This window comes from Aestuariibacter sp. GS-14 (assembly GCF_006494365.1).
Lineage (GTDB): Bacteria > Pseudomonadota > Gammaproteobacteria > Enterobacterales > Alteromonadaceae > Alteromonas > Alteromonas mangrovi.
Genome location: NZ_VHIP01000023.1, coordinates 23,788 through 44,519, shown reverse-complemented (window position 1 = coordinate 44,519; position 20,732 = coordinate 23,788). Strand labels below are relative to the sequence as shown.

General features: G+C 48.3%; 18 protein-coding genes. 9 read left to right on the top strand and 9 right to left on the bottom strand.

Features of this window, described 5'->3' with window-relative positions:
- The first annotated feature begins 113 nt into the window (after positions 1 to 113).
- From FJ444_RS20725 to FJ444_RS20715, 3 genes are all read left to right on the top strand, one after another.
- A complete protein-coding gene (locus FJ444_RS20725) occupies positions 114 to 1,214 on the top strand; it encodes a sensor histidine kinase (RefSeq protein ID WP_140961770.1) in 1,101 nt (366 codons plus the stop codon).
- Positions 1,211 to 1,822 (top strand): response regulator transcription factor, encoded by a 612-nt coding sequence (locus FJ444_RS20720; RefSeq protein WP_140961768.1) that lies wholly within the window; start codon positions 1,211 to 1,213, stop codon positions 1,820 to 1,822. The genes FJ444_RS20725 and FJ444_RS20720 overlap by 4 nt, the downstream gene beginning before the upstream one ends.
- Before the next feature lie 116 nt (positions 1,823 to 1,938).
- The gene (locus tag FJ444_RS20715) at positions 1,939 to 3,258 is read left to right on the top strand and encodes a mechanosensitive ion channel family protein (protein ID WP_140961766.1); all 1,320 of its coding nucleotides are present in this window, start codon (positions 1,939 to 1,941) and stop codon (positions 3,256 to 3,258) included.
- A 48-nt stretch (positions 3,259 to 3,306) separates the two neighbouring features.
- On the opposite strand, the gene FJ444_RS20710 is transcribed toward FJ444_RS20715, so the two are convergent.
- The 4 genes from FJ444_RS20710 to FJ444_RS20695 all read right to left on the bottom strand — a co-directional run bounded on the left by FJ444_RS20710 (position 3,307) and on the right by FJ444_RS20695 (position 8,935).
- The gene (locus tag FJ444_RS20710; RefSeq protein WP_140961764.1) at positions 3,307 to 4,173 is read right to left on the bottom strand and encodes a trypsin-like serine protease; all 867 of its coding nucleotides are present in this window, start codon (positions 4,171 to 4,173) and stop codon (positions 3,307 to 3,309) included.
- Positions 4,160 to 5,662 carry an amidohydrolase family protein gene (locus tag FJ444_RS20705; RefSeq protein ID WP_140961762.1) on the bottom strand — a complete coding sequence of 501 codons (1,503 nt, stop codon included), beginning with the start codon at positions 5,660 to 5,662 and terminating at the stop codon, positions 4,160 to 4,162. The genes FJ444_RS20710 and FJ444_RS20705 overlap by 14 nt, the downstream gene beginning before the upstream one ends.
- 118 nt (positions 5,663 to 5,780) lie before the next feature.
- Complete coding sequence (locus FJ444_RS20700; RefSeq protein WP_181405260.1) at positions 5,781 to 7,319, bottom strand: transcriptional regulator; 1,539 nt, start codon at positions 7,317 to 7,319, stop codon at positions 5,781 to 5,783.
- A gap of 35 nt (positions 7,320 to 7,354) precedes the next feature.
- The gene (locus tag FJ444_RS20695; protein WP_140961758.1) at positions 7,355 to 8,935 is read right to left on the bottom strand and encodes an SUMF1/EgtB/PvdO family nonheme iron enzyme; all 1,581 of its coding nucleotides are present in this window, start codon (positions 8,933 to 8,935) and stop codon (positions 7,355 to 7,357) included.
- Between the two features lie 255 nt (positions 8,936 to 9,190).
- Between FJ444_RS20695 and FJ444_RS20690 the strand changes: the two genes are divergently transcribed.
- Positions 9,191 to 10,636, top strand: coding sequence for an amidohydrolase family protein (locus FJ444_RS20690; protein ID WP_140961756.1), 1,446 nt, complete (start codon positions 9,191 to 9,193; stop codon positions 10,634 to 10,636).
- Here the strand turns inward: FJ444_RS20690 and FJ444_RS20685 are convergent.
- Positions 10,633 to 12,243 (bottom strand): RNA polymerase sigma factor, encoded by a 1,611-nt coding sequence (locus FJ444_RS20685; RefSeq protein ID WP_140961754.1) that lies wholly within the window; start codon positions 12,241 to 12,243, stop codon positions 10,633 to 10,635. The two genes, FJ444_RS20690 and FJ444_RS20685, sit on opposite strands and share 4 nt — an antisense overlap.
- A gap of 160 nt (positions 12,244 to 12,403) precedes the next feature.
- On the opposite strand from FJ444_RS20685, the gene FJ444_RS20680 reads away from it, so the two are divergent.
- The 3 genes from FJ444_RS20680 (at position 12,404) to FJ444_RS20670 (ending at position 15,817) form a co-directional block, all read left to right on the top strand.
- Entirely contained in the window at positions 12,404 to 12,997 is a 594-nt protein-coding gene (locus FJ444_RS20680; RefSeq protein WP_219993934.1) for a CIA30 family protein, read from the top strand.
- Between the two features lie 28 nt (positions 12,998 to 13,025).
- Positions 13,026 to 14,228 (top strand): acyltransferase family protein, encoded by a 1,203-nt coding sequence (locus FJ444_RS20675; protein ID WP_140961752.1) that lies wholly within the window; start codon positions 13,026 to 13,028, stop codon positions 14,226 to 14,228.
- 125 nt (positions 14,229 to 14,353) lie between these two features.
- Positions 14,354 to 15,817, top strand: a complete 1,464-nt coding sequence (locus tag FJ444_RS20670) for a DUF1593 domain-containing protein (protein ID WP_140961750.1) — start codon at positions 14,354 to 14,356, stop codon at positions 15,815 to 15,817.
- Between the two features lie 15 nt (positions 15,818 to 15,832).
- Here the strand turns inward: FJ444_RS20670 and FJ444_RS20665 are convergent, their stop codons facing one another.
- Both FJ444_RS20665 and FJ444_RS20660 read right to left on the bottom strand, forming a co-directional pair.
- The gene (locus FJ444_RS20665) at positions 15,833 to 16,867 is read right to left on the bottom strand and encodes a sterol desaturase family protein (protein WP_140961748.1); all 1,035 of its coding nucleotides are present in this window, start codon (positions 16,865 to 16,867) and stop codon (positions 15,833 to 15,835) included.
- Positions 16,842 to 17,915: a glycosyltransferase gene (locus tag FJ444_RS20660; RefSeq protein ID WP_140961746.1), complete on the bottom strand. Its 1,074-nt coding sequence runs from the start codon at positions 17,913 to 17,915 to the stop codon at positions 16,842 to 16,844. Before FJ444_RS20660 ends, FJ444_RS20665 begins: the two co-directional genes overlap by 26 nt.
- Before the next feature lie 192 nt (positions 17,916 to 18,107).
- Between FJ444_RS20660 and FJ444_RS20655 the strand changes: the two genes are divergently transcribed.
- Both FJ444_RS20655 and luxS read left to right on the top strand, forming a co-directional pair.
- Entirely contained in the window at positions 18,108 to 18,803 is a 696-nt protein-coding gene (locus FJ444_RS20655) for an SDR family oxidoreductase (RefSeq protein WP_140961744.1), read from the top strand.
- 166 nt (positions 18,804 to 18,969) lie between these two features.
- Positions 18,970 to 19,476 carry an S-ribosylhomocysteine lyase gene (gene luxS, locus FJ444_RS20650; protein WP_140961742.1) on the top strand — a complete coding sequence of 169 codons (507 nt, stop codon included), beginning with the start codon at positions 18,970 to 18,972 and terminating at the stop codon, positions 19,474 to 19,476.
- Between the two features lie 64 nt (positions 19,477 to 19,540).
- Here the strand turns inward: luxS and FJ444_RS20645 are convergent, their stop codons facing one another.
- Complete coding sequence (locus FJ444_RS20645) at positions 19,541 to 19,999, bottom strand: hypothetical protein (RefSeq protein WP_140961740.1); 459 nt, start codon at positions 19,997 to 19,999, stop codon at positions 19,541 to 19,543.
- Positions 20,000 to 20,177: 178 nt separating this feature from the next.
- A complete protein-coding gene (locus FJ444_RS20640) occupies positions 20,178 to 20,657 on the bottom strand; it encodes a hypothetical protein (RefSeq protein WP_181405259.1) in 480 nt (159 codons plus the stop codon).
- Positions 20,658 to 20,732: the final 75 nt, after the last annotated feature.

The window sequence follows — 20,732 nt, the reverse complement described above, 5'->3', positions numbered from 1 at the left end:
AGTTGACTACACTTCACTTGCGCTTCATTGTATAAACGTCGCACAGACTGCTGAAAAATCATACAGCAAAGATCAACGCGCCCTAATTTCAGTAACGTGTTTTTTGAGTAATTATGACAAAGCCAATAAGCCAGGTGGCGCGATTTATTCACGGTAAGTTGTTGCCGGATGACAGTGAGATAGGGGTATTACCGTACTTTTGGCTGGTGTACCTGGGCATGTTTTTTGTGCACTTTTTCTTTTACGATCCGCCAGTCTGGCACATTTGGCTGAGTGCGGCGGGAACACTGGCCTTTCTGGCCTGTTACTTCCGCGCCTACTGGGTTTGTGGCCTGCATACCCTTTACTACATTGCGGCGATTTGCGCGATAGGTTCCGTGATGACGATGGTAAACCCTGGCGCGGGCGTATTTTTTGTGTACGCCAGTGCGTTTGCTGCGCATATCGGCCCACCCAAACACAGTATTACCACTATTGCTGCAATACTGGCGTACATTGTGTTGCTCACCTGGTTACGTGATTTACCGGCTTATTTTTACGGCCCGGCGCTGATTTTTTCATTAATGATTGGCGGCATAAATGTGTTTCAGCGGGAAATAGCCAAAAAAAATGCCGAGCTTAAACTAACTCAGGAAGAAGTGAAGCGCTTGGCTACCACAGCTGAGCGGGAGAGAATTGCCAGGGATCTTCACGATTTAATTGGCCACACGTTTGCCATGCTCACCATGAAAGCACAGCTGGCGCAAAAGCTATTTGACCACGACCCCGCTAAAGCCCGGCAGGAAATTGCTGAGCTGGAGCAAATCAGCCGTCGGACGCTGTCGGAAGTACGCGAGGCGGTAACCGGGTACCGGCAGAAAGATCTCGCCTCAGAACTTGCCAATGCCAAAACCCTGCTGAATTCGGTGGACGTGGCATTTGCTTATTCGGTACCAGCGCAAACACTACCGGCACGCATCGACGCGACGTTGGGATTTATTGTAAGAGAAGCCGTCACCAATCTGGTGAAACACGCTAACGCCAATCGCTGCCAGATAGACGCGACGGCAACTAACACACACATTCAGCTTACTATTTCAGATAACGGCAGCAGCAAGGTGTTCACCGAGGGGAACGGGTTAAAAGGTATGCGCGAGCGCGTGTCAGCGTTAGGTGGTGATATTGTGTTTAGCTGCAAGCCCGGATTCAACATAACCGTAACGGTACCACTATGACTACACCCATTAAAATTCTGATTGCAGAAGATCAGGGCATGTTGCTGGGCGCGCTCTCTGCGCTGCTGGATCTGGAGCCTGATTTACAGGTAGTCGGCAAAGCCAGTGATGGCAAGCAGGCGTTGAGCTTAATCGAGTCTTTACATCCGGATATTGTACTTACCGACATCGAAATGCCAGTGATGACCGGCCTGGAGCTGGCGCAGTGCATTCAGCAACAATCACTGCCCTGCAAAGTGATTATTCTGACTACGTTTGCTCGCTCAGGGTATTTACGCAGAGCCATGGACTGCGGTGTAAAAGGGTATTTACTGAAAGATGCGCCCAGTGATGATTTAGCGAATGCCATCCGCAGAGTTATGCAAGGACGTAAAATGATAGCGCCAGAGCTAATTGTGGATGCCTGGGAAGAGGCCGATCCGTTAAACGACAAAGAGCGCAAAGCGTTAAAATTAGCCGCAGACGGTAAGCAAACCGAGCAAATCGCGGCGGAAATGCACCTGTCACCCGGCACGGTGCGCAACTACTTATCAAGTGCTTCCAATAAGTTAAATGCGTCAAACCGCATTGAAGCGGCGCGCATCGCCCGACAAAAAGGTTGGCTTTAATGAAGGTCTATGCAGGCGAGAGTACAGACAAAATTAAATAAACAACAGTAAATGCTTTACCCTGCTCTTATTTAGCGTTACAACATGCGCAACGTGCTTTCCACACAGGTTCGCCCATGGACACTATCATTGCTGAAATCCAGGAACAGCTTGCGCTGTTGCAACAAACCATTGTCAGCCCAACCTTTGTCTATCAGGCAGGAGCCATACTGCTGATTTATCTGGTGGCCTGGCTGCTATCCGTTAAAGTACGCGACCAGTTTGCGGTTACCCGTGAAGCGCCCCATGAAGGCGCACACTCGTTGCAAGTGCTAGGCTATAAAGCGGGTAGTACCTTTTTTCCCATCATTACTATTTCGTTGTTAAAGCTCACGTCCGTTTTGGGTAAACAATATCAACTGGACGCCTGGTTACTGGAAATTGCAGTGGTTATAGCTGTGATGATATTCCTGAATTCCTTCATCCGAGCGTTTGTTAAAAGCGTGGGTATTGCCACGTTTTTACGTTGGGTAGGGCTACCCATTGTATTCTTACATATGATCAATGTGTTACCCAAAGTCATCGGCGCCTTAACCGCAATATCGTTTAGTGTGGGCAATGTGGATGTGTCCGCTTATGGTATTGCCAGAGTGCTGGTGTTTGGCGTGTTGCTGTTCTGGCTGGGGCGGGCCTCTAACTCTATTGGTAAAGACATCATTCGCAATCACAAAGAATTTGATGTGCCCACCAAAGAAGTCTTTGCCAAGTTGTTTGAAGTGGCCATGTTCTGCGTGATTTTTCTGTTACTGCTGAATGTGATGGGCATCAACCTGACCGCATTAGCAGTGTTCGGTGGTGCATTGGGTGTAGGGCTGGGATTGGGCTTGCAGACCATCGCCTCTAATTTTATCTCGGGTATTATCATTCTGCTCGACCGCTCTCTCACCGTGGGCGACTTTGTAGAACTGGATGATGGCAGTAAGGGATTTGTGCGCGAATTTAAAATGCGATATGCGGTGCTGGAAACCTATGACGGTAAAGACATCCTGGTACCGAACGAGAAGTTCATTAACTCATTGTTGGTAAACTGGACGCACAAAGATTCCAAACAACGGTACCGCATTGATTTTTCCGTAGCCTATAAAACCGATATTCGCGCTATGGTGGAAATCATCAAAGAGGCGGTAGCCAAGCATCCGCAGGTAATCAGTGGCGATGATATCCCGTTTGAAGAGCGCCCGGATTGTGAAATCGACAGCTTCGGTGACTCAGGCGTCAATATGTTTGTGGAGTTCTGGATGATCGGCGTCGATGACGGGAAAAACCGCGTTGGCGGTGACTTGCTGCTTATTGTATTTGAAACCCTGCGAGAGCACGGTATCGAAATTCCATTCCCGCAACGTGAAGTTCGGGTCATCAACGAAGACGCCATTAAGTTAAGTAATACGACGCCTTAGTGTGAGTCATACGCCGTGGAATGGAATTGCCCATTCCACGGCTTCCTATTATTCTCCGGCCTCACGAAACCCAATTTTTTCACACACGGCAGGTAAGTTGTCCTCTATCCCGGGTTGGGGGAACCGCTCTTGTGTTGTGAACCCGTCAAGAAAGTCTGGAGAGGACAGCATCACGCCTTTTATCCACGGAATGTAATCAGCGACTCGGGTATACACTTCCGTGACACCATAATCACCTATTGATTTAAACCAGGAGTCTGTTCGCGAGCTGATACCCAGCAAGTAATAACGGTTTTGTAGTTCAATGTATGCCGGGCCTCCGCTGTCTCCGTTGCCGGAGACCCCCTCCAATGGCAATGCGTCCTCACCATAGTCGAACTCAAAATACACATTGCCGTCTTTTGCTTTTTCTATGCGGTTTTGCGCTTTTCGCAATTGTCCTGCATTTTGCTTATAGCTGATCGTCTGTCCGACATGTCCATTGCCCGTGCCGCCTGCACCAATAAACCATACTACCTGGCCGGCCTCGGATTTATCGGTATTTAACATGGCAGGAGAGACCTGCGTGACCGGCTTTTTTAATTTTATCATCGCGACGTCGTGATCATCCCCGCGCTCATACTGATAATGCGCAAACCGGCCTGCGACCTGATACAAGGTATCTCCGACCTTTATCCAATCGTCAGGCTCGATACAAAACACCGTATGCGCTGCCGTTACTACCCATTCGGGGGATACCAGTGTGCCATGCGCGCCGACTCGGTAGAGTGTGGCGAGGGGAGGGAAGTCTCTGGTTGTTGCATGGTAGAGCTTATCGTCAACATCATGGCGAATAACGATGGCGTTAGTCGGCGCGGACATTAGCATTGTGACAATACACAAACACAGCGAAATGAACGGATTACGGCGCATCATGACTCTCCGACGAAGGGGAGTAGACGATCTTTCCGGATTTCACTACAAAGGATGGGCTTAATTCTGGCAGCTCCTCGCTGAGAGGTGATGTGGGAAATACAATAAAGCTGGCTTCCTTTGAACTAAGTAATGCGCCTTTAATGTTGTTGATCTTCATTGCCTCTGCTGTACCGATCGTCATGGCATGCAATAGCTCATCCGGGCTAATTCCGGCTTTCAGCCAGGCCCGCATTTCTTCGTGTATCGACACGCCATGTAATGTGCCCGGATTACCGGCATCTGTACCAAATGCCAGGCGTAGTCCGGCATCAGCAGCACGCTTTAAATTAGCAAACTGAATGTCCCGGATACGTTCAGAGAACATCGCAGACAGCTGCCCGACTATGCCTTGTTCCTGAACAGACAGCGTACCAATGGATGCAGTGTCATCTACGTAGGTCATATACTTCGACATCATTGCGTATATAGGTACGTCCTTTGCCGAGGCATTTTGCAGGGTGTTGAAGGACTGCAGCACTCGCTTGGGCGCTATCGCCCGTTCGCGCACAGTAAAGTCGATGTTACGCAAAAACAGTGATTTATAATGCTGATGTGCTGTCAGTGTTGGCATGTATGACACATTATGTTTTTTGGTTAGTGCGATAAATTCGTCGTCTATATAGTCGGTGATGACACCATGAACTAAAATATGTGCCCCTGCTTTTATCGCCGCTTTTGCATAGGATAATGACTCGGCGTGCACAGCCACAATTTTGCCTGCGTCACGTGCCGTTTTCATCGCTTGCGAATAGCGCTCCGTTAATGCCTCTGGGGATAAACCGGCTTCATGGGTCCAAACGAATTTCACCACCTGGCTGGACAGTAGAAGCTGACGCTTCACTTCGTCAGTAGCCGCTTTTGCATCCTTAACGGCTTTGAAAACCGGGCCATCTGCATCCAGAGCAGGAACGGGAGCGGCAGAAATAAGTTCAGCAGCGCGGAGGATGTATGGCGAACTTGGGTTTTTACTCAACTCGTCATAGTCCGGTATCCAGGCTGAAGGTCCGCCCATATCCACGATTGTCGTTACACCATTCATTACGTATGAATGCGTAATGTCAGGGAGAGACTTGCGTAACCAGGCTTGTTCAACCGCAAAGGGCTCAATTGCTGTTGCATCAATGATATCCGGCCGACTGTATGCAGAGCCGGATTGATTCAAATGCACGTGTCCGTCAATAAAACCGGGGACAACCCATTGGTTATTCAGATCGACGATCCGATAGCTATCATCAATAGGTGTACTGGCAGGCGCGATGGCCTCTATTATTCCATCTTTCACTAATAGGGTTGCGCCAAACACGGTATCTGCGGTTTGCATAGTGACGATATTGGCATTGGTAAACGCGATGCCGTTACCGGAGGAAGGTTCGTCTGCGTTGATATCAGCGGAATAGCAGAACATGGCCAAACAACCATTTACCAGTAAAGCCCGGAAGGGAATTGTCATAAATCACTCCATAGAATGTAAACTGGCGATGAGAACGCATCGCCAAACTGTTGTCAGCAGAGTGAGTAAAAAAGAAGAAAAAGTCCTATAGCGTGACTTATAAGCGTCTATAAGAAGCCTATAACTGTTGTATTTTCTGGCTTTTAGCGTTGATTAACGGCAAGGTTTGAGTCAGAGAGCGTTGGCTTGCCAACGCTTTCGCGTCAGACAAAGCCCGCATTGCTTCAGGCTTATTTTGCAGAGCCAGGTAGTAATCGGCCCAATCGAGATGTGACTGCACTATACCCATGGGGCAGTTGAGTACCTGCTGATATTTCATTGCTTCTGTAAAGTACCCGGACGCCTGTTCTGGCGTTTGAGTTTGCAAATAATAATGACCTATAAGCGACTGTGTATAAGCTACGTATAGCCAATCGTTGTTTTTCTCGGCAAGCGTTAGAGCGTGTTGCAAAGTGAGAAGCGCATCGTCCTGATGCAGGTTCAATAGAGCGCTTCCCTTGAGATAATAAAGGCGGGCGTAGTAGCGGTTGCTTTCTTCGCTTTTAAGCGTGTTCAGCGCTTCGTTTATTACCTGAAGGCTGTCTTCCGATGCTTGTTGCAAATAAAGCGCTCTGGCTAGCCAGTAACGAGGCTCTGGTGCATCGGGAAAAGTAATAATGGCACTTTCAAGAAAGGACTGTGCGGACACGTAGTCAGCGGCCGCAATGAGCTGCATGGCGTTGTAAATGAGCGTATTGCGGAATTGCTCTTCAAAATTGACGGGCCGTAAAGTCTGATTTACCTGGAGTTGTTCAGATAGCAATTCAGCGAGTTGGTGTAGCAGTGTATCTACCGTGACATCGTGTAATACCCCTTTTACTTCCGATACGGGGGATATAAGCCGATAGGTCATGACGTAGTCGCCAGGCACGCCGTTTAAAGCAGATTCGACAATCAGTGTAGCGGCGGATAAGTTAAACAGTGATTCGGGATGTTGCTCCGCGTTTTTCGTGCGTTTTAAAATATCAAATACGTCATCGGGCTGAAATACCGTGATGTCTGGTGAATCACTGAATTGCTGAATCAACGCATCCATGGCACCAAATCTGAGCCAATGCTGAGAGTTGTCCATGCCAGTTATTGAAACAGGCAGGATAACGACCACCGGATGTCTGACAACTGAATCAGCGTGTGTTGTGGCTATCGCTGATGATGTGGGTTGCTTTATCAGATAAACGGTGAACAGACTCAATAGCACAAGGCCAATGGCGACTCCGGCCAGCACGCGCCGGGTGGTAATGGCGCCAGACTTCGTTGTCGTTTGAACATCGATGCGTTTAACACGCTCAGCAGTTACTGCTTCTGCATTAACAACTGCATCTGCACCAACGTCGGTTGAGGGAATCAACCACGAGTAGCCTCTGCGCGGGAAGGTCTTGATAACATCCCGCCCTGCAAACGCTTTACGAATCTCATTGATGGACTGAAAGACAGCCTGATCCTCGACAATACTGCCAGTCCATACGGCACTTAACAGCACGTCTTTACTGATGACCTGGCCAGACCGCTCGGCAAGAAACTGTGCTAACTGAAAGGTTTTGGGGCGTAGCGAACGGGTGACGTCATCAATAGTCACTTCTCCCGTATCGCTGTTAAAGCTTACCTTGACTGATTCCAACTGCGATCCCTTCAGTTAACACGTTGGTGTTTCGGTTAATTATCCTTAGTTAAATGCAGAGTATCAAGATGCCAGCCTGATTGCTCGGTAATGAGTGTTAATCTTTGTATGCCTTTACTGAGCGCTAAGTACTCCATTGCACCGTCAGACAGGCTGACAACTCGGGTCTGTCCTGCTATTTCCGCGGTAAACGTTACCTCACCACCGCCTTTTGCACTTAACAAGTAATTGCCCGGCTTCTCGATTGCGAACTCATAGGTTAATAAGGTAGCACCTGAACCTGAACGAGGGCCTGTTACACACTCTGTGTCCGCCCCACAGGGCACCACTAACGCGTTGTCCATTGCAACAAAATGGGTGGCAGGAAGTGTCGGGGCAACAGGGAGTGGTTCAAGCGCAATATCCACAGGTAGCGAATAGGGTCCAATGGCATTGTTCTGAACGTTAGCAACAACATACTGGTAGGCCCGCTGCGCCCGAAAGGTATCCTTAAAGCCGGGCTTGTCAGAGAAACCGATGATGTCGAATCGTCCGCCTGGTTGTTGGTTGGCCAGAATGACACAGTGACCTGCTACCTTGTCAGTATCCCAGTTAAGCGAGATATCGTTTCCAGCAACATTAGCTGTAAGTCCTTCGGGCTTGTCAGGCAGAGGGGGCGGTATGACTCGTTGCTGGCGATATTGGGATAGGGCATTACGCAACTCTGAGCCCTGTGAGGCAGGCACAGCAATGTGTTCCGCGGTATCCAGTGCTAATCGGAAACCTTCCAATACCCCGATCCAGTTACGTGGCTTCGCGTCTCTGATGCGAACAGGCCAGGCCGGCCAGTGCCAGGCGCCACCGCGTAACACTACCGTTTCGCAACTTTTCGTATAAACGGCTCTTCCTGAGGTAGGCATGTCTGCGTAATTCTCGACGTAGCAATCGCTTACGAATTCATTCACGTTGCCAATCAGGTCATAGATACCCAGTTTATCAGGTGCATACTGCCCAACAACACTGACCGTGCCAGCCCTGTCATCACAGGATTCAATACCAATTAAATTGATATAGGACGTGTGAAATTGACGCTGTGCAACCGATTCAGCCCTTTGATCTGCAAGGTTCGCCGCGTCACAGACTGAATCAGAAGGCGACGCAAACTGCGTAGCAAGGTATTCCCATTCTGCTTCACTAAGTAAACGGTATGGCATGCCGGTTTCTACCTGCAACCATTCTGTGTATGCCACCGCTGCATCATAGCCAACACAGGATACGGGCTCCAGTTCATGCTGATTAATCGCATTGTTGGTCCAATTCCCCTCGCTTTCCTGTTCAAACCACCATTTTCCAATCTCGTGGTAACAGGTTTGCGGCACTGCGTAACCGGTACTGTCTGCAAAACGTGCGAACTCAGCCCGGGTGACTTCATACTGACTGACATAGAATTCAGCCACGTTTACACGTTTTTGAGGTTGCGTATCTTCATACTCCGTGCTGCCTAATACAAAGTCTCCGGCGGGCACCTTAACCATGGAAGGCAACAGCGGCTCTGCTAAAGTTTTACCGTTGATTGACCCTGTTATCAGTACGATGGAAACCACTATCAATAGCCGGTGTGACGAACTTCTGATCATTAAACAATTACTCCTAAAAAAATCCGGCTGTTCGAACGGTTCGGGAGTGAAGGGTTCACTGGATGAATTGCATTTTAAGAAGGTTTTTCAGTTAATCCTTTAATTACAGTTGGTTACGGGGTCTCTTTTGATGAGCTTATAGGCTTTTTATGGGCAGGTTATAATGAGTGAAGAGGATGGTTAGGTTATTGTTTGTACAGTATTCAGGCTGAACCAGGGGAGTCACACCGTGCGCAAGAATTTAAGAGATAAAAGATGAAGCGTTTTATGATGATCGTTGGAACGATGTTGTTCGCACTGGGAGTGTGGGTGATTTACGAAATTAACGCGATACCCGATGTGTTGGTAATGAAGGCGCAGCCTGTAAAACGGTTAACTCTGCATCACGTGAACATTATGACTATGACCCCGGATGAACCTCAGATTCAGTTTGATTATTCAGTCGAGGTTGAGGACGGTGTGATATCCCGAATTTACCCCACACCAGAGGCGACCAGGATTATTGCCGAAGACCGCAATGTGATTGACGGGCAAGGTCAATTTTTATTGCCCGGGCTAATCGATGCTCACATTCACTTAAGCGATGAAACTGAACTGGCAGGCTATCTTGCTTATGGGGTAACGGGTATTCGCAATATGGGCGGTTATCCTTTCCACCTTCGTTTAAAAGAGCGTATCGAGACTTCTCAGCTTTTAGCGCCGGATTTTATGACTACCGGGCCCATTCTCAACAGCGAAGGCCCGAATGCTGCGGTCAATCAGCAAATCGTCAATACTGCGGCGGAAGCGAGAGCGGCTGTGCGGCAACATCATAAAGCAGGGTTTACAACGCTAAAGCTTTACTCAAACCTTACTGAAGACGCGTTTGACGCCATTCTGGATGAAGCGCAACAACTAAATATGCCGGTAGCAGGACATTCACCTGAAGGAAAACGGGAATCGGGAATGCCTTTTGAAAAGCCATTCAGTATGGCCTGGAGCAAAACGTTGGGTGCGGGTTTTCAAACGCTGGAGCACACAGAAACACTGGTATGGCATGCGTTTGAAGATAACCTTGAAGAACAACGCATAGCGGAAATTGCTTCGCAGTTGATAAAGCATGATCAGGCACTGGTACCGACCCTCATCGCGCACAGGCGGTTAGTGGATATTGCGCTTACAAAAGGCGCGTATCTCGACGAACCGGAATATCAAATGATCAGTCCGCTAGTTGAACTGGTAGACGGTGGCAGTATTTCATTTTGGCAGGACATGGATCCGACTCATTATGAGGTCCCCCATGCTGAATTCTTTGCGAAGGTGACGGGGGAACTGCATCGTCAGGGCGTCACCTTGTTGGTGGGAACCGATGCCGGGGGATTCGGAGTTGCACCCGGCGCGTCCATTCACAAGGAGTTAGCCCTGCTATATCAAACAGGCATACCTGCTTACTATGTATTAAAAGCTGCTACCGCGGTAAATGCAGCTCGATTGGGGTTTGGTAATACCGGACAAATCAAAGTGGGATATCGGGCTAACATGTTGTTGCTGAATAGCAATCCGTTGCATTATTTATCTGAGTTGGAAACTCCGGCTGCTGTTATCGTAAGAGGTCAGATGCTGGATAGCGGTAAACTTCAGTTACTCAGGAAAGGAGCAATGGATACCTCACTAACAAGAGCCATCATCAGGGCTATCGAACTATTGTGGTTTATTCATTAACGATGGAACTTCATTCGCGTGCGAACCTGCGCGGCATGCCAAATGGCAGGCACAATAACCAATAAGGCGATTGCGGCCAGAAGCCAGTAATACACCTGGCCAAAATCGGCCAGATTGGTGAGTGAAGCGGCCTGCTCGTTATTGATATATGCGGCCTGAGCCACTGGCCCGATAGCAGCGTCACGGGCCAGTGATACGCCATTGCTGAAGGCGCTCTCCCATCCCGTCGCTGACAGTGACGCATAGGCTTTATAGCCAATGGCAGATGCACCAAATGCCAGTAGTCCAATTGCAACCGTGCCTGTGCTGATAACACCTATGCCCACCGCGCCAACGGTAAACCCGCCAATGGCAACGATGCCGACACTTACCGGCGCAATGGCGACGCCGCCCCAGGCGAATAAGAGTCCGTAGGCGTGGCTGCCGCCAGCAAACCAGCCATAGGCAGCCCTATCACTATGTTCCGGCATGCCAAACTGGAAATGCATCAACGGCACGCCAAACAACCGCAAGCGACTCTTATATTCACGTCGTGCAGAACCTGGTGTATCGGATTCATGTGTAAAGGCTTCAGGATGAAAAATCCGTTCATGGGCCCGCAGAGTACGCATGGCCTGAAACATATAACTCACCAGCCACAGGTTAGCGGCAGTAAAACTCAATACCAGTATCTGAACGACACCCGTGATTAACCGCGAGAAAGCAAGGTTGTGAAGCGCGAGGTATTTCAAGCCAAACATACCTCCCACATATACCGCGGTTACGCAAAAAAACAATGCGACAGATTTAAACACTAATCTGCGTTCGTTGCGGGTGCGAGACTGATCCAGGCCTGCACGCACTCCTAAAAATGAACTGATAAAACCAGAAAAAACCGCCAAAAAAGTAAGCAGGGTGGTAAATGAAAACACACTGCCAAGTTTGGCAGAACCCGTGCCCACCAGAGCGGCTTTGGCTGGTGGGGAGATGCCACTGATCAGGGTCATTACTGATACCGTGAAGGCTGCGCCGGGCTTGCTGTGTTGGAGCGCCTCTTCAACCACATCGCTCATGGCTTGTTTTAGCAGATTGCGTCCACGCGAAAGACGTTGTTTAACCGTATCGGTGGACAAGTCTAATTCAGCCGCCACGGTTTCTACCGATTGCTGCTCGCGATAAAACAGGACCAGCGGTTCCCGGTAAGTTTCATCCATTGCGTGCAGGGCCTGCCACATCAGCGCGTGGTGCTGCGCTGAGATAACCTGCGTTTCCAGTTCAGTAGGGGATGTTGCTATGTCGGACAGTGCTTCTGTGTCTTCTACCAGTTGTTCTTTTGCTGGTTGCTGACGTCTGAAACGGCTGATCTTAAAACGCACAATGCCGCACAACCAGGATTTCAGCTTTTCCGGATTGTGCAATGTATCGAGTTTCTTCCAGGCTTCCACAAATGTGTCCTGCGCCACGTCTTCACTGTGTTTTATATCGCCGAGGGCCGAATACGCAATGCTGCAAAGTAGTGTTTGGTAGCGCTTTACTATTTGACAAAACGCATCGCGGTTTCCGCCCAAAGAGAGCATTACCAGGGATGCATCATTGTTGTGTTCGAAGGTGGTGCGCTGTGAAAACATAGTTATAACTCTGGCCATTTTTTACTAAGTGCCATATCGGGGCAAAAAGGTGACAAAAAATAAAAAAATAGTTTTCGTCACCTTTTTCGGATTGGCTGGCACTTATACACAACAGGCCCTTGCCTGCTGTGATAACTACCTTAAACCCGGAGCAATGGAAATGAAAACAATTAGCAGAAATCGAATCGTGATGTTGATGGCAGGAGTCATCACCCTGACGGCCAGTATGATGGCACACAGTGCGCAAACTGCTGCCTTGATTGATGACTTTTCGGCATCAGACAACACCAGTTATGGCCTGCCTCGTCAGTTCATTAATGATGCGATGGCGGGCGGCGCTACCCAGGACAAGCACACGCTGACTAACGGCATTATGCAGGTTACCGGCACAATCACCCCGCCTCGCGGTCAGCCCGGTTGGTCGAGCACCGTTGTGCCGCTGGCCGAAATGGGGAAATTTATTGATGCCAGTGTGTACCAGGGCATACAACTGCGGGTGCGGATTACTCAGGGGAGCCTGAGCGTGTCAGCCAACAGCCAGGATATCACTAATTTTGACTACCATGCCGCGCCGATTGTAGTGAAAGCCGACGGCAAGTTTCACGACGTGACTATACCGTTTACATCAATGAAGCGTGCATGGTCGGAGCAAACACCGCTGAATACCTCAAACCTGAATAGTCTGAGTATTGTGGCGTACAGCCTGCAGCCCGCCGCGTTTGATTATGAAATTGATGACGTGCGTTTTTATTAATTCAATGTGTATTGATTAGGAGCCTGCTATGCATACCGGCACGTCGACACGACTTCACTATTTGGATGCAACCCGTGCATTGGCATTACTGCTTGGCATTGTTTTTCATGCCAGTTTGTCATTTATGCCGGTATTCATTGGCTGGGCGGTGATGGATGTCTCTACCAGCAATCTCGTGAGCGCATTTGCTTTAGTCAGCCATACCTTTCGCATGGCGCTGTTCTTTCTGATCGCTGGTTATTTCAGCCGAATGACACTAAATAAAACCAGTATGCCTTCCTTTTTACAATCCAGAGCTGTCCGGCTGGGTGTGCCCTTTGTCGCGGGCTGGTTTTTGTTACGACCGCTGCTGGTAAGTGGTTGGATTGCCGGTGCACAGAGTTTGCGCGGTGATGTGGATGCCGTAACGGCGATATACGAAGGCATCGCAACATTGGGCAGTCTGCCAAATGGGTTACTGGTGGGTACACACTTATGGTTTTTGTATTACCTGATGTTATTTACCGTTTGTGCACTTGCGCTGCGAATGTGCTTGGTTCGGATACCCGTAGTTCACGGTATTGTAGTGAAGTTGAGCAGCAAGCTGGTGAGCAGTATGTCGGTGTCACACTGGTCTCCCGTATTAATGGCGCTACCGACGGTATTGTGCTTGTGGTGGATGAATAACTGGGGAATCGATACGCCAGATAAATCGCTGGTGCCGCACTTGCCCACGTTTTGTTTGTATTTTGGGAGCTATCTGATGGGATGGAGTTTTCAGCGAGACTCCCTCGGACTTCAGTCTTACAGCAAATTGTCGCTGTCACACGCTGTATTTGCCCTTGTGAGTATCACAGCATTAATTCTGTTGGCACCTTACGAGTCGCAACCTGGCCACCCGGATTTTTTAGGGTACAAAGCTGCATATGCGTTCGCCTATGCCGTCACCATGTGGTCGATGATCCCGCTTACGCTTGGCGTGTGTAAAGCGCTGTTTAACACCCCTAAAGCCTGGATAAGCTATTTGGCGAACGCGTCATACTGGCTTTACCTTATCCACTTGCCACTGGTTATCGCGCTGCAAATTGCGGTATCTGAACTACCGTTGCATTGGAGTGTTAAATTAACCATGGTGTGTTCAGGGACCCTATTTACCGGACTTCTGTTGTACGAGATTCTGGTAAAGAAATCCTGGTTAGGGAGAATACTGAACGGGCAGGAAAAACAGCGCGTTGGCTTAATCAAGACGTAGGTAAAGACATGAGGCAGCTTGCGTGGAAAAATAAAATAAATGCGTAATTAAAAACAATAAAAGTAAAGTCACGGGTTAAGACACACTCTGTTTCGTGAGCTTGCTGAAGAAGGATGTTGTTACGTATGAAACTGATTTGTGTATCTGCTATTAAGTCTGTGTTGATAGTGATTGTTAGTGCGATTTTTTGCACATATGCATTTGGAGAACAACAGCCTGAAATAAAAAATCGTGTCTTTGTGCTAACTGATATCGAAGCCGATCCTGATGATGCTCAGACGCTGGTGAGATTTTTACTGTATTCAAATCAGTTTGATGTTGAGGGCCTGGTTGCTACCACATCGGTACATCAGAAAGGGATGGTTGCACCTGAAACCATTCATCAAATTATAGACGCTTACGCCAAAGTTCATAATAACCTGTTACTGCATGAGCCTGGCTATCCGACAGCTGAATACCTGCGCAGCGTAGTGCGGGCCGGACTGCCCATCTATGGCATGAACGGCGTTGGTAAAAATAAAGATTCAGAGGGATCCAGGCTGCTGATAAACGCAATTGAAAAAGACGATTCCAGACCACTATGGATCAGTGTGTGGGGCGGTGCCAACACGCTGGCTCAGGCGCTGTATACCTTACAGCAGCAAACATCCCCACAACAGCTAGCCCAATTGATTAGCAAGCTACGTGTTTACACTATTTCCGATCAGGATGATTCTGCTGCGTGGATCAGAAAAACGTTTCCGGATTTGTTTTATATCGTTAGTCCGGGAGGTTACGGTGCCGCTACCTGGCTGGGCATGAATATGTATATCGAAGGAATAGATAACACTTCTGTGAGTAATCCTTGGATTGCCAACAATATACAACAAAATCACGGTCCTTTAGGACAGCAATATCCGGATGTTGCCTACGGTATGGAGGGGGATACACCAGCCTGGCTAAATTTAATACGCAATGGTTTAAACGTTCCGGAGCAGCCCAATTTTGGCGGGTGGGGCGGGCGGTACGAGTACTATATACCGGATATAAACGCCACTGACCCAGATGGGTTTACTGGCGGTGTTCCTATTGAACAGGAAACACGTCCAATCTGGACAAATGCCACCGACACGTTTTTGCTGCCCAGGCGCAACGAGTTTGGCCGTTCTGTGTCTGCCAGCGAACAGCACTTTTCCGGCTACCGGGAAACGTTGTGGAGATGGCGCGACGATTTTCAGAACGATTTTGCCGCCCGTATGGACTGGACTGTGTTCGATTATGCACATGCGAATCATCCACCTGAGCCGCGACTTCGTCACGAACAGCATCTGAAGGTAAAAAGTGGTGATTATTTTTCCCTTGATGCCCGTAATTCACAGGACCCCGATGGCGATAGTATGGAATTTTACTGGTTTAACTATGCCGAGGCCGGCAGTATGCCAGCTTCGCCTGTTGCCATTCAAAGTGCTGAAAACATGGCGAGGGTAGCGGTAGTCGCACCAGAGGTATCAAAACCGGAAACCCTGCATTTTATATTACGGTTAACCGATAGGGGCACGCCTGCTCTGACTCGCTATAAACGAGTGGTAGTGACGGTGGTACCAAAATAACAAAAAACTGGCGGGCTAACGCCAGTATAACCGTATTGCTTTTACAAACGGGTAATACAACTGTCGGGTAATAACCCAGGGAAGGGTATACCAGGGTTTGCCTTTTTCTTCCGGAAAATCGGGGTCGTTGATCCCGGTTTTCGGATACACAAAATCAGACGGAGAGTGGGTACCGAACAAGCGATCCCATACGCAAAGCGTCACGCCATAGTTCATATCGTAGTACTCGGTTTCTGACGAGTGATGTACACGGTGCGATTGAGGTGTGACAAATATATACCGCAATGGCCCAAGGTTAGTGCGAATATTGCTATGGGTTAATGCGTCGTGTAAACGCGAAATAATTAAATAACTCAGCACAATGCCCAGCGTTTCCTCAAACAGAAGGGCGGGCAGAAAGATAATGAACTCCGCGAACAAATAATCCATAGGGTGCACCCGAAACAAGGTAAACGGGTTCATTTGGCTTTGCGAATGGTGCACCTCGTGAAACACCCATAACACTCGCACTTTGTGGCGCAGCATGTGGCTAAACCAGCCAACCAACTCTACCGCAAGGTACCCCAGTACAATCTCAAGCCAGGCGGGTACATTACTGAAAATGCCCACTTTCAAGCTGCTGGTCCAGGGCATTAACGCCTGATTCAGGGCTGCAATGACGATAAGCACGAACCCCGTTACCATAAAACCGTGAATAAATACCCATACCATATCTACCAGAATGCCGGTATTAAACGGTTTTTGGGAGCGAATTGCCGGAAACATCGCCTGTATACACAACAGGGCCGGTATACCTAAGTAAAGCTGAGGATCCGCGCCGAAGGGCACAATCACATCGTGGTGGATATGCCAGTATATTTGCTTGATGCCATACCAGGGGATGTTACTGGCTTGGGCAAGTTGATAATAGTGATTAACTACCACACCAATACTGGCCAGCGATGCCAAAATCAAAAAAAGCAGAATAAGGCCATTGGCGAGCTTCGACTCGATAGCCCAGGTTTTTCTGCTGCCGTCGGCGGTATTACTTTCCGGATAAGTATTTTGCATGATCTAATAATTGTTGCTGAATATAGGTTGCCTGACGCACATCCTGCTGTGAGGTGGCGATAGCGCGTTGCGACAGGGTAAGGTAAAAGTCGTTGTCGTTAAACAGATTTTCCAGTTGTTCAATCCAACGAGCGACAGGCGCGTCAATGCCCACAATAATGCCGCCATCACCGACGGTTTCTGGCAATGCGCCCTGATCGGAAGCTACTACCGGGATGCCGGCAATTAAGGCTTCAGCGGCGGTTCTCCCATACGCTTCTGCCACTACACATGGCATTAACAAACAATGTGCCCTTGAAAACACGGTGCGCATATCATCAACGTGCGCTTCACGCTGAACATTGGGTAGTTTTTCCAATGCCTGCTCAACGTCAATCACTTCCTGATCTTGCTGCGTATTGGCCCAGCCTCCAACAATTAAAAACGACCTGTAGGGCATCAGGCGCGCAATTTCCGCAATTAACCGGCCGCCTTTTTTGGGATGCGGATTAATCACCAGAATGGCATCGCCCGATGTGGATATTTGAAATTTCTCGGGCGGGAGTATAGGGCGAATCACGTCGATGGGGGCGTTGCTCACCTGTTGAAACTGCGCTTTTATGAAAGAGGATTCGCAGGCAAATACAAAACGATGATTATGGGGCAATGTGCCAAACAGCGGGGATATTTCCCGCGTGTGAATATAAAACAGCGTTGGATAATTGATGTCGATGAGTTTTTGTAACAGGTCATCGCACATGGATACATGACACACAAGAAACGCAGGGTTTAGCTTGTTGATTAACACACTGAGTGCATTAGGGTGCCAAAAATCAGTATAAACCTGATGATTTTTTACCTTGTGTGTTAACGAAAATGGCCCTTTGAATCTGCGGGCGATGCGGCTTTTTACTGTTGCCCAGAAGGTTGGCGGACATTTGGCTGCAACCGCTCCCTGGTATCCCTGCTCAATGAAAAACTCGATGGTTTCCATGGCACAAATTTCAAGTCCGCCTGTTAATGCAGGTAAATAGCCTCGCGGAACGATTGAAAGTACCTTTTCCGACATAATTGTGTTCCTTACTACAATGATGCAGATAGTAACATTGCTTTTTGAATTGCTGAATTAAACATTGTTATTTTGAGAGCAGGCTAACGAGTAATTATCGCACATACCTGTAGTTGGCCTGAAAACAACTGGACACGGAAACGGGAATCAATAGTACACTGTGATGAATTATTCTCGTATCCCATTCCATTTATGAGCAAACACTTACTTTTAACCGGCGCGTCTTCGGGTATTGGCCGGGAGCTGGCGGTGCTGGCTGCTGAACAAGGCTATCGTCTGAGTTTGTGCGGCAGAAGCGCTGATAAGCTCAATAGCACACTCGCACTACTGAATACGACTGACAACGTACACAGCCAGGCATTTTGTGTTACCGATGAGAGCGCCCGCACTGCGTTTTTCCACAATGCCATTGCCGCAAACGGAGCGGTAGATGTACTCATAAACTGCGCAGGGCTGAACAATGTGCGGTTGAAGGCCGATGTAACGTCCATTGAGCAATTAGACTGGCTGATGAAAGTGAACTGTTATGCACCGATTGAATGTATAAAGGCGGTGTTACCGGGTATGAAACAACAGGGATGCGGCACCATTATTAATGTGCTCTCAACGGTTTGTTTATTCTCGAATCCCGGCATCGCGGCGTACACGGCGAGCAAAGCAGCATTGGATGCCTATACTAAAGTAATGCGCAAGGAACTTGCCGAACAGCACATTAAAATGCTGTCGGTGTACCCCGGTGGTGTGGACACGGATTTTCGCGAAGCCTCGCGCCCTGAATACTTAAGCGCAAAAGACGTTGCCGATGCGATTATGACAATGCTGAGTAGCACAGCCAACGCGCATATTCATGAATTGGTTATTCGGCCTGAAGCTGAACGAAATTATTGATTGCTGACTGGTGTAGTATTGTCAGATAACTAACACTACTGGCGATAAGTAAGATGCAAATCTGTTTATCCCCGTGAGTTGATGTACAATACTGCCCATTGTATTTTTATGGTTTGACGGGCCACAATAAGCGGGCTCGGTCACCCACTTTTTAAGGACATACCTTATGCCATTACTCGACAGTTTTCGTGTTGATCACACCCGAATGCATGCACCCGCTGTACGTATTGCGAAAAAAATGACCACGCCTAAGGGTGATGATATTACCGTTTACGATCTGCGTTTTTGTGTGCCTAATCAGGAAGCGTTATCGGAAAAAGGTATTCATACCCTGGAGCATTTGTTCGCTGGCTTTATGCGCGACCACCTGAATGCTGCGGATGTTGAAATTATTGATATTTCTCCCATGGGATGTCGTACTGGCTTTTATATGAGTTTGATCGGAACGCCAGATGAGGAGCGCGTAGCGAAGGCCTGGCTGGCAGCCATGAACGATGTACTGAAAGTACAAAACGAATCAGACATTCCTGAACTGAACGAGTACCAGTGTGGTACTTACAAAATGCACTCACTGAAAGAAGCGCAGGAGATTGCCCAGGACGTGTTAAATCGCAAAGTTGCTATTAACAGCAATGACGAATTGTACTTGAGTGACGAGTTTTTAGCTCAATAAAAACACAAAAGACGCTGTTACTACTACAGCGTCTTCGTTACTTCAGGGGGGCTTTTGGGGTTATTTAAAACGGCATGACAAACGCCACGCCTACTACAACAGATGTTTCCCCGTCTAATAAATCCACATCAATAGTTGGCTCTATTTCAAAGGGTTCTGCGTGGTACTCATAAGCGGCAGACAGTCGGTAAAACACATCACTTCTGGCGTCGTGACCGCCAATTCTTTCCTGCCCAACGCCTACACCTAATTTAATATGCGTATTCGGGTGATAAAACATCTGTAGGGCAAACAGGTTGGCGCCTGCGCCCTCGTGGTAGTCGCTCACATGCTCGTACGCCACACCAACACCGGTGGACTGCGAAAGGCGGTACTCGTATTCCAGGCCAATCGTATTGTAAAACTCATCGTCAGCGTGGGTGGTGCCTACAAATATACCGGGAAAATGGTGTTTGTCGTCGTTGGCAAAAACCGGTAAAACGTATAACAGACAAATTAAGCAAATCAGTAATTTCTTCTGCATAACCGCCCCTTCTTTTACTCGTCTCCTTCGAAATTAGCCGAAGCCGGTACGAATAACGAACAATGGGGTTATACAAAAATATATAAATACATACCTTACAAATCGGTTTCTATGATGAAATTCATGCGAATTCAACGAGATTTGTGCTCAGGATACACACCACGAAATTCGCAAAATGTCAGTCCTTTTCAGCATGCGCTTGCGCAAATTTCTCACAATCACCCTCGAACACGTTGTCGATTAGATAATGGATTTTCCAGCCCTGCTCAGTGTGTATTAACTGAAAGCTGTTGATCCCACAGTGGCTAACCTTTTGATCCAGGTAAAACACATAGGGAGTCCATACCGAAGCCAGATTACCGCTTTGCTGAACGCGTTTTGCCAGCAATTGCTCATCCAGAAAGGACGTCGATTTTCCAATGGCTACCGCGAACTTGGCAATATCGGTTGTTTGCACATTGCCATCTTTTCCTGCTCTTTGCAGCAGGGCGCTGGCGGTAAACTGATTAAGCAACTTTTGTTCGTTGTGTTCGCGCATGGCATCAAACAGGTGATCAATGGGTTGGGTAACCTCATTGGCCAGTGTGCTGAAAGCGGTAAATACCAAAGGAATGAATCCCAGAGTTCGGATGGTGTATTTCAAATGCATAACTCTCAAAAGGGCTCCTGTTTATTCATGTCAGTCTCAGCAAAGGCTTTGATTACTGATGGAAAATGACACGCAGATTTTTAT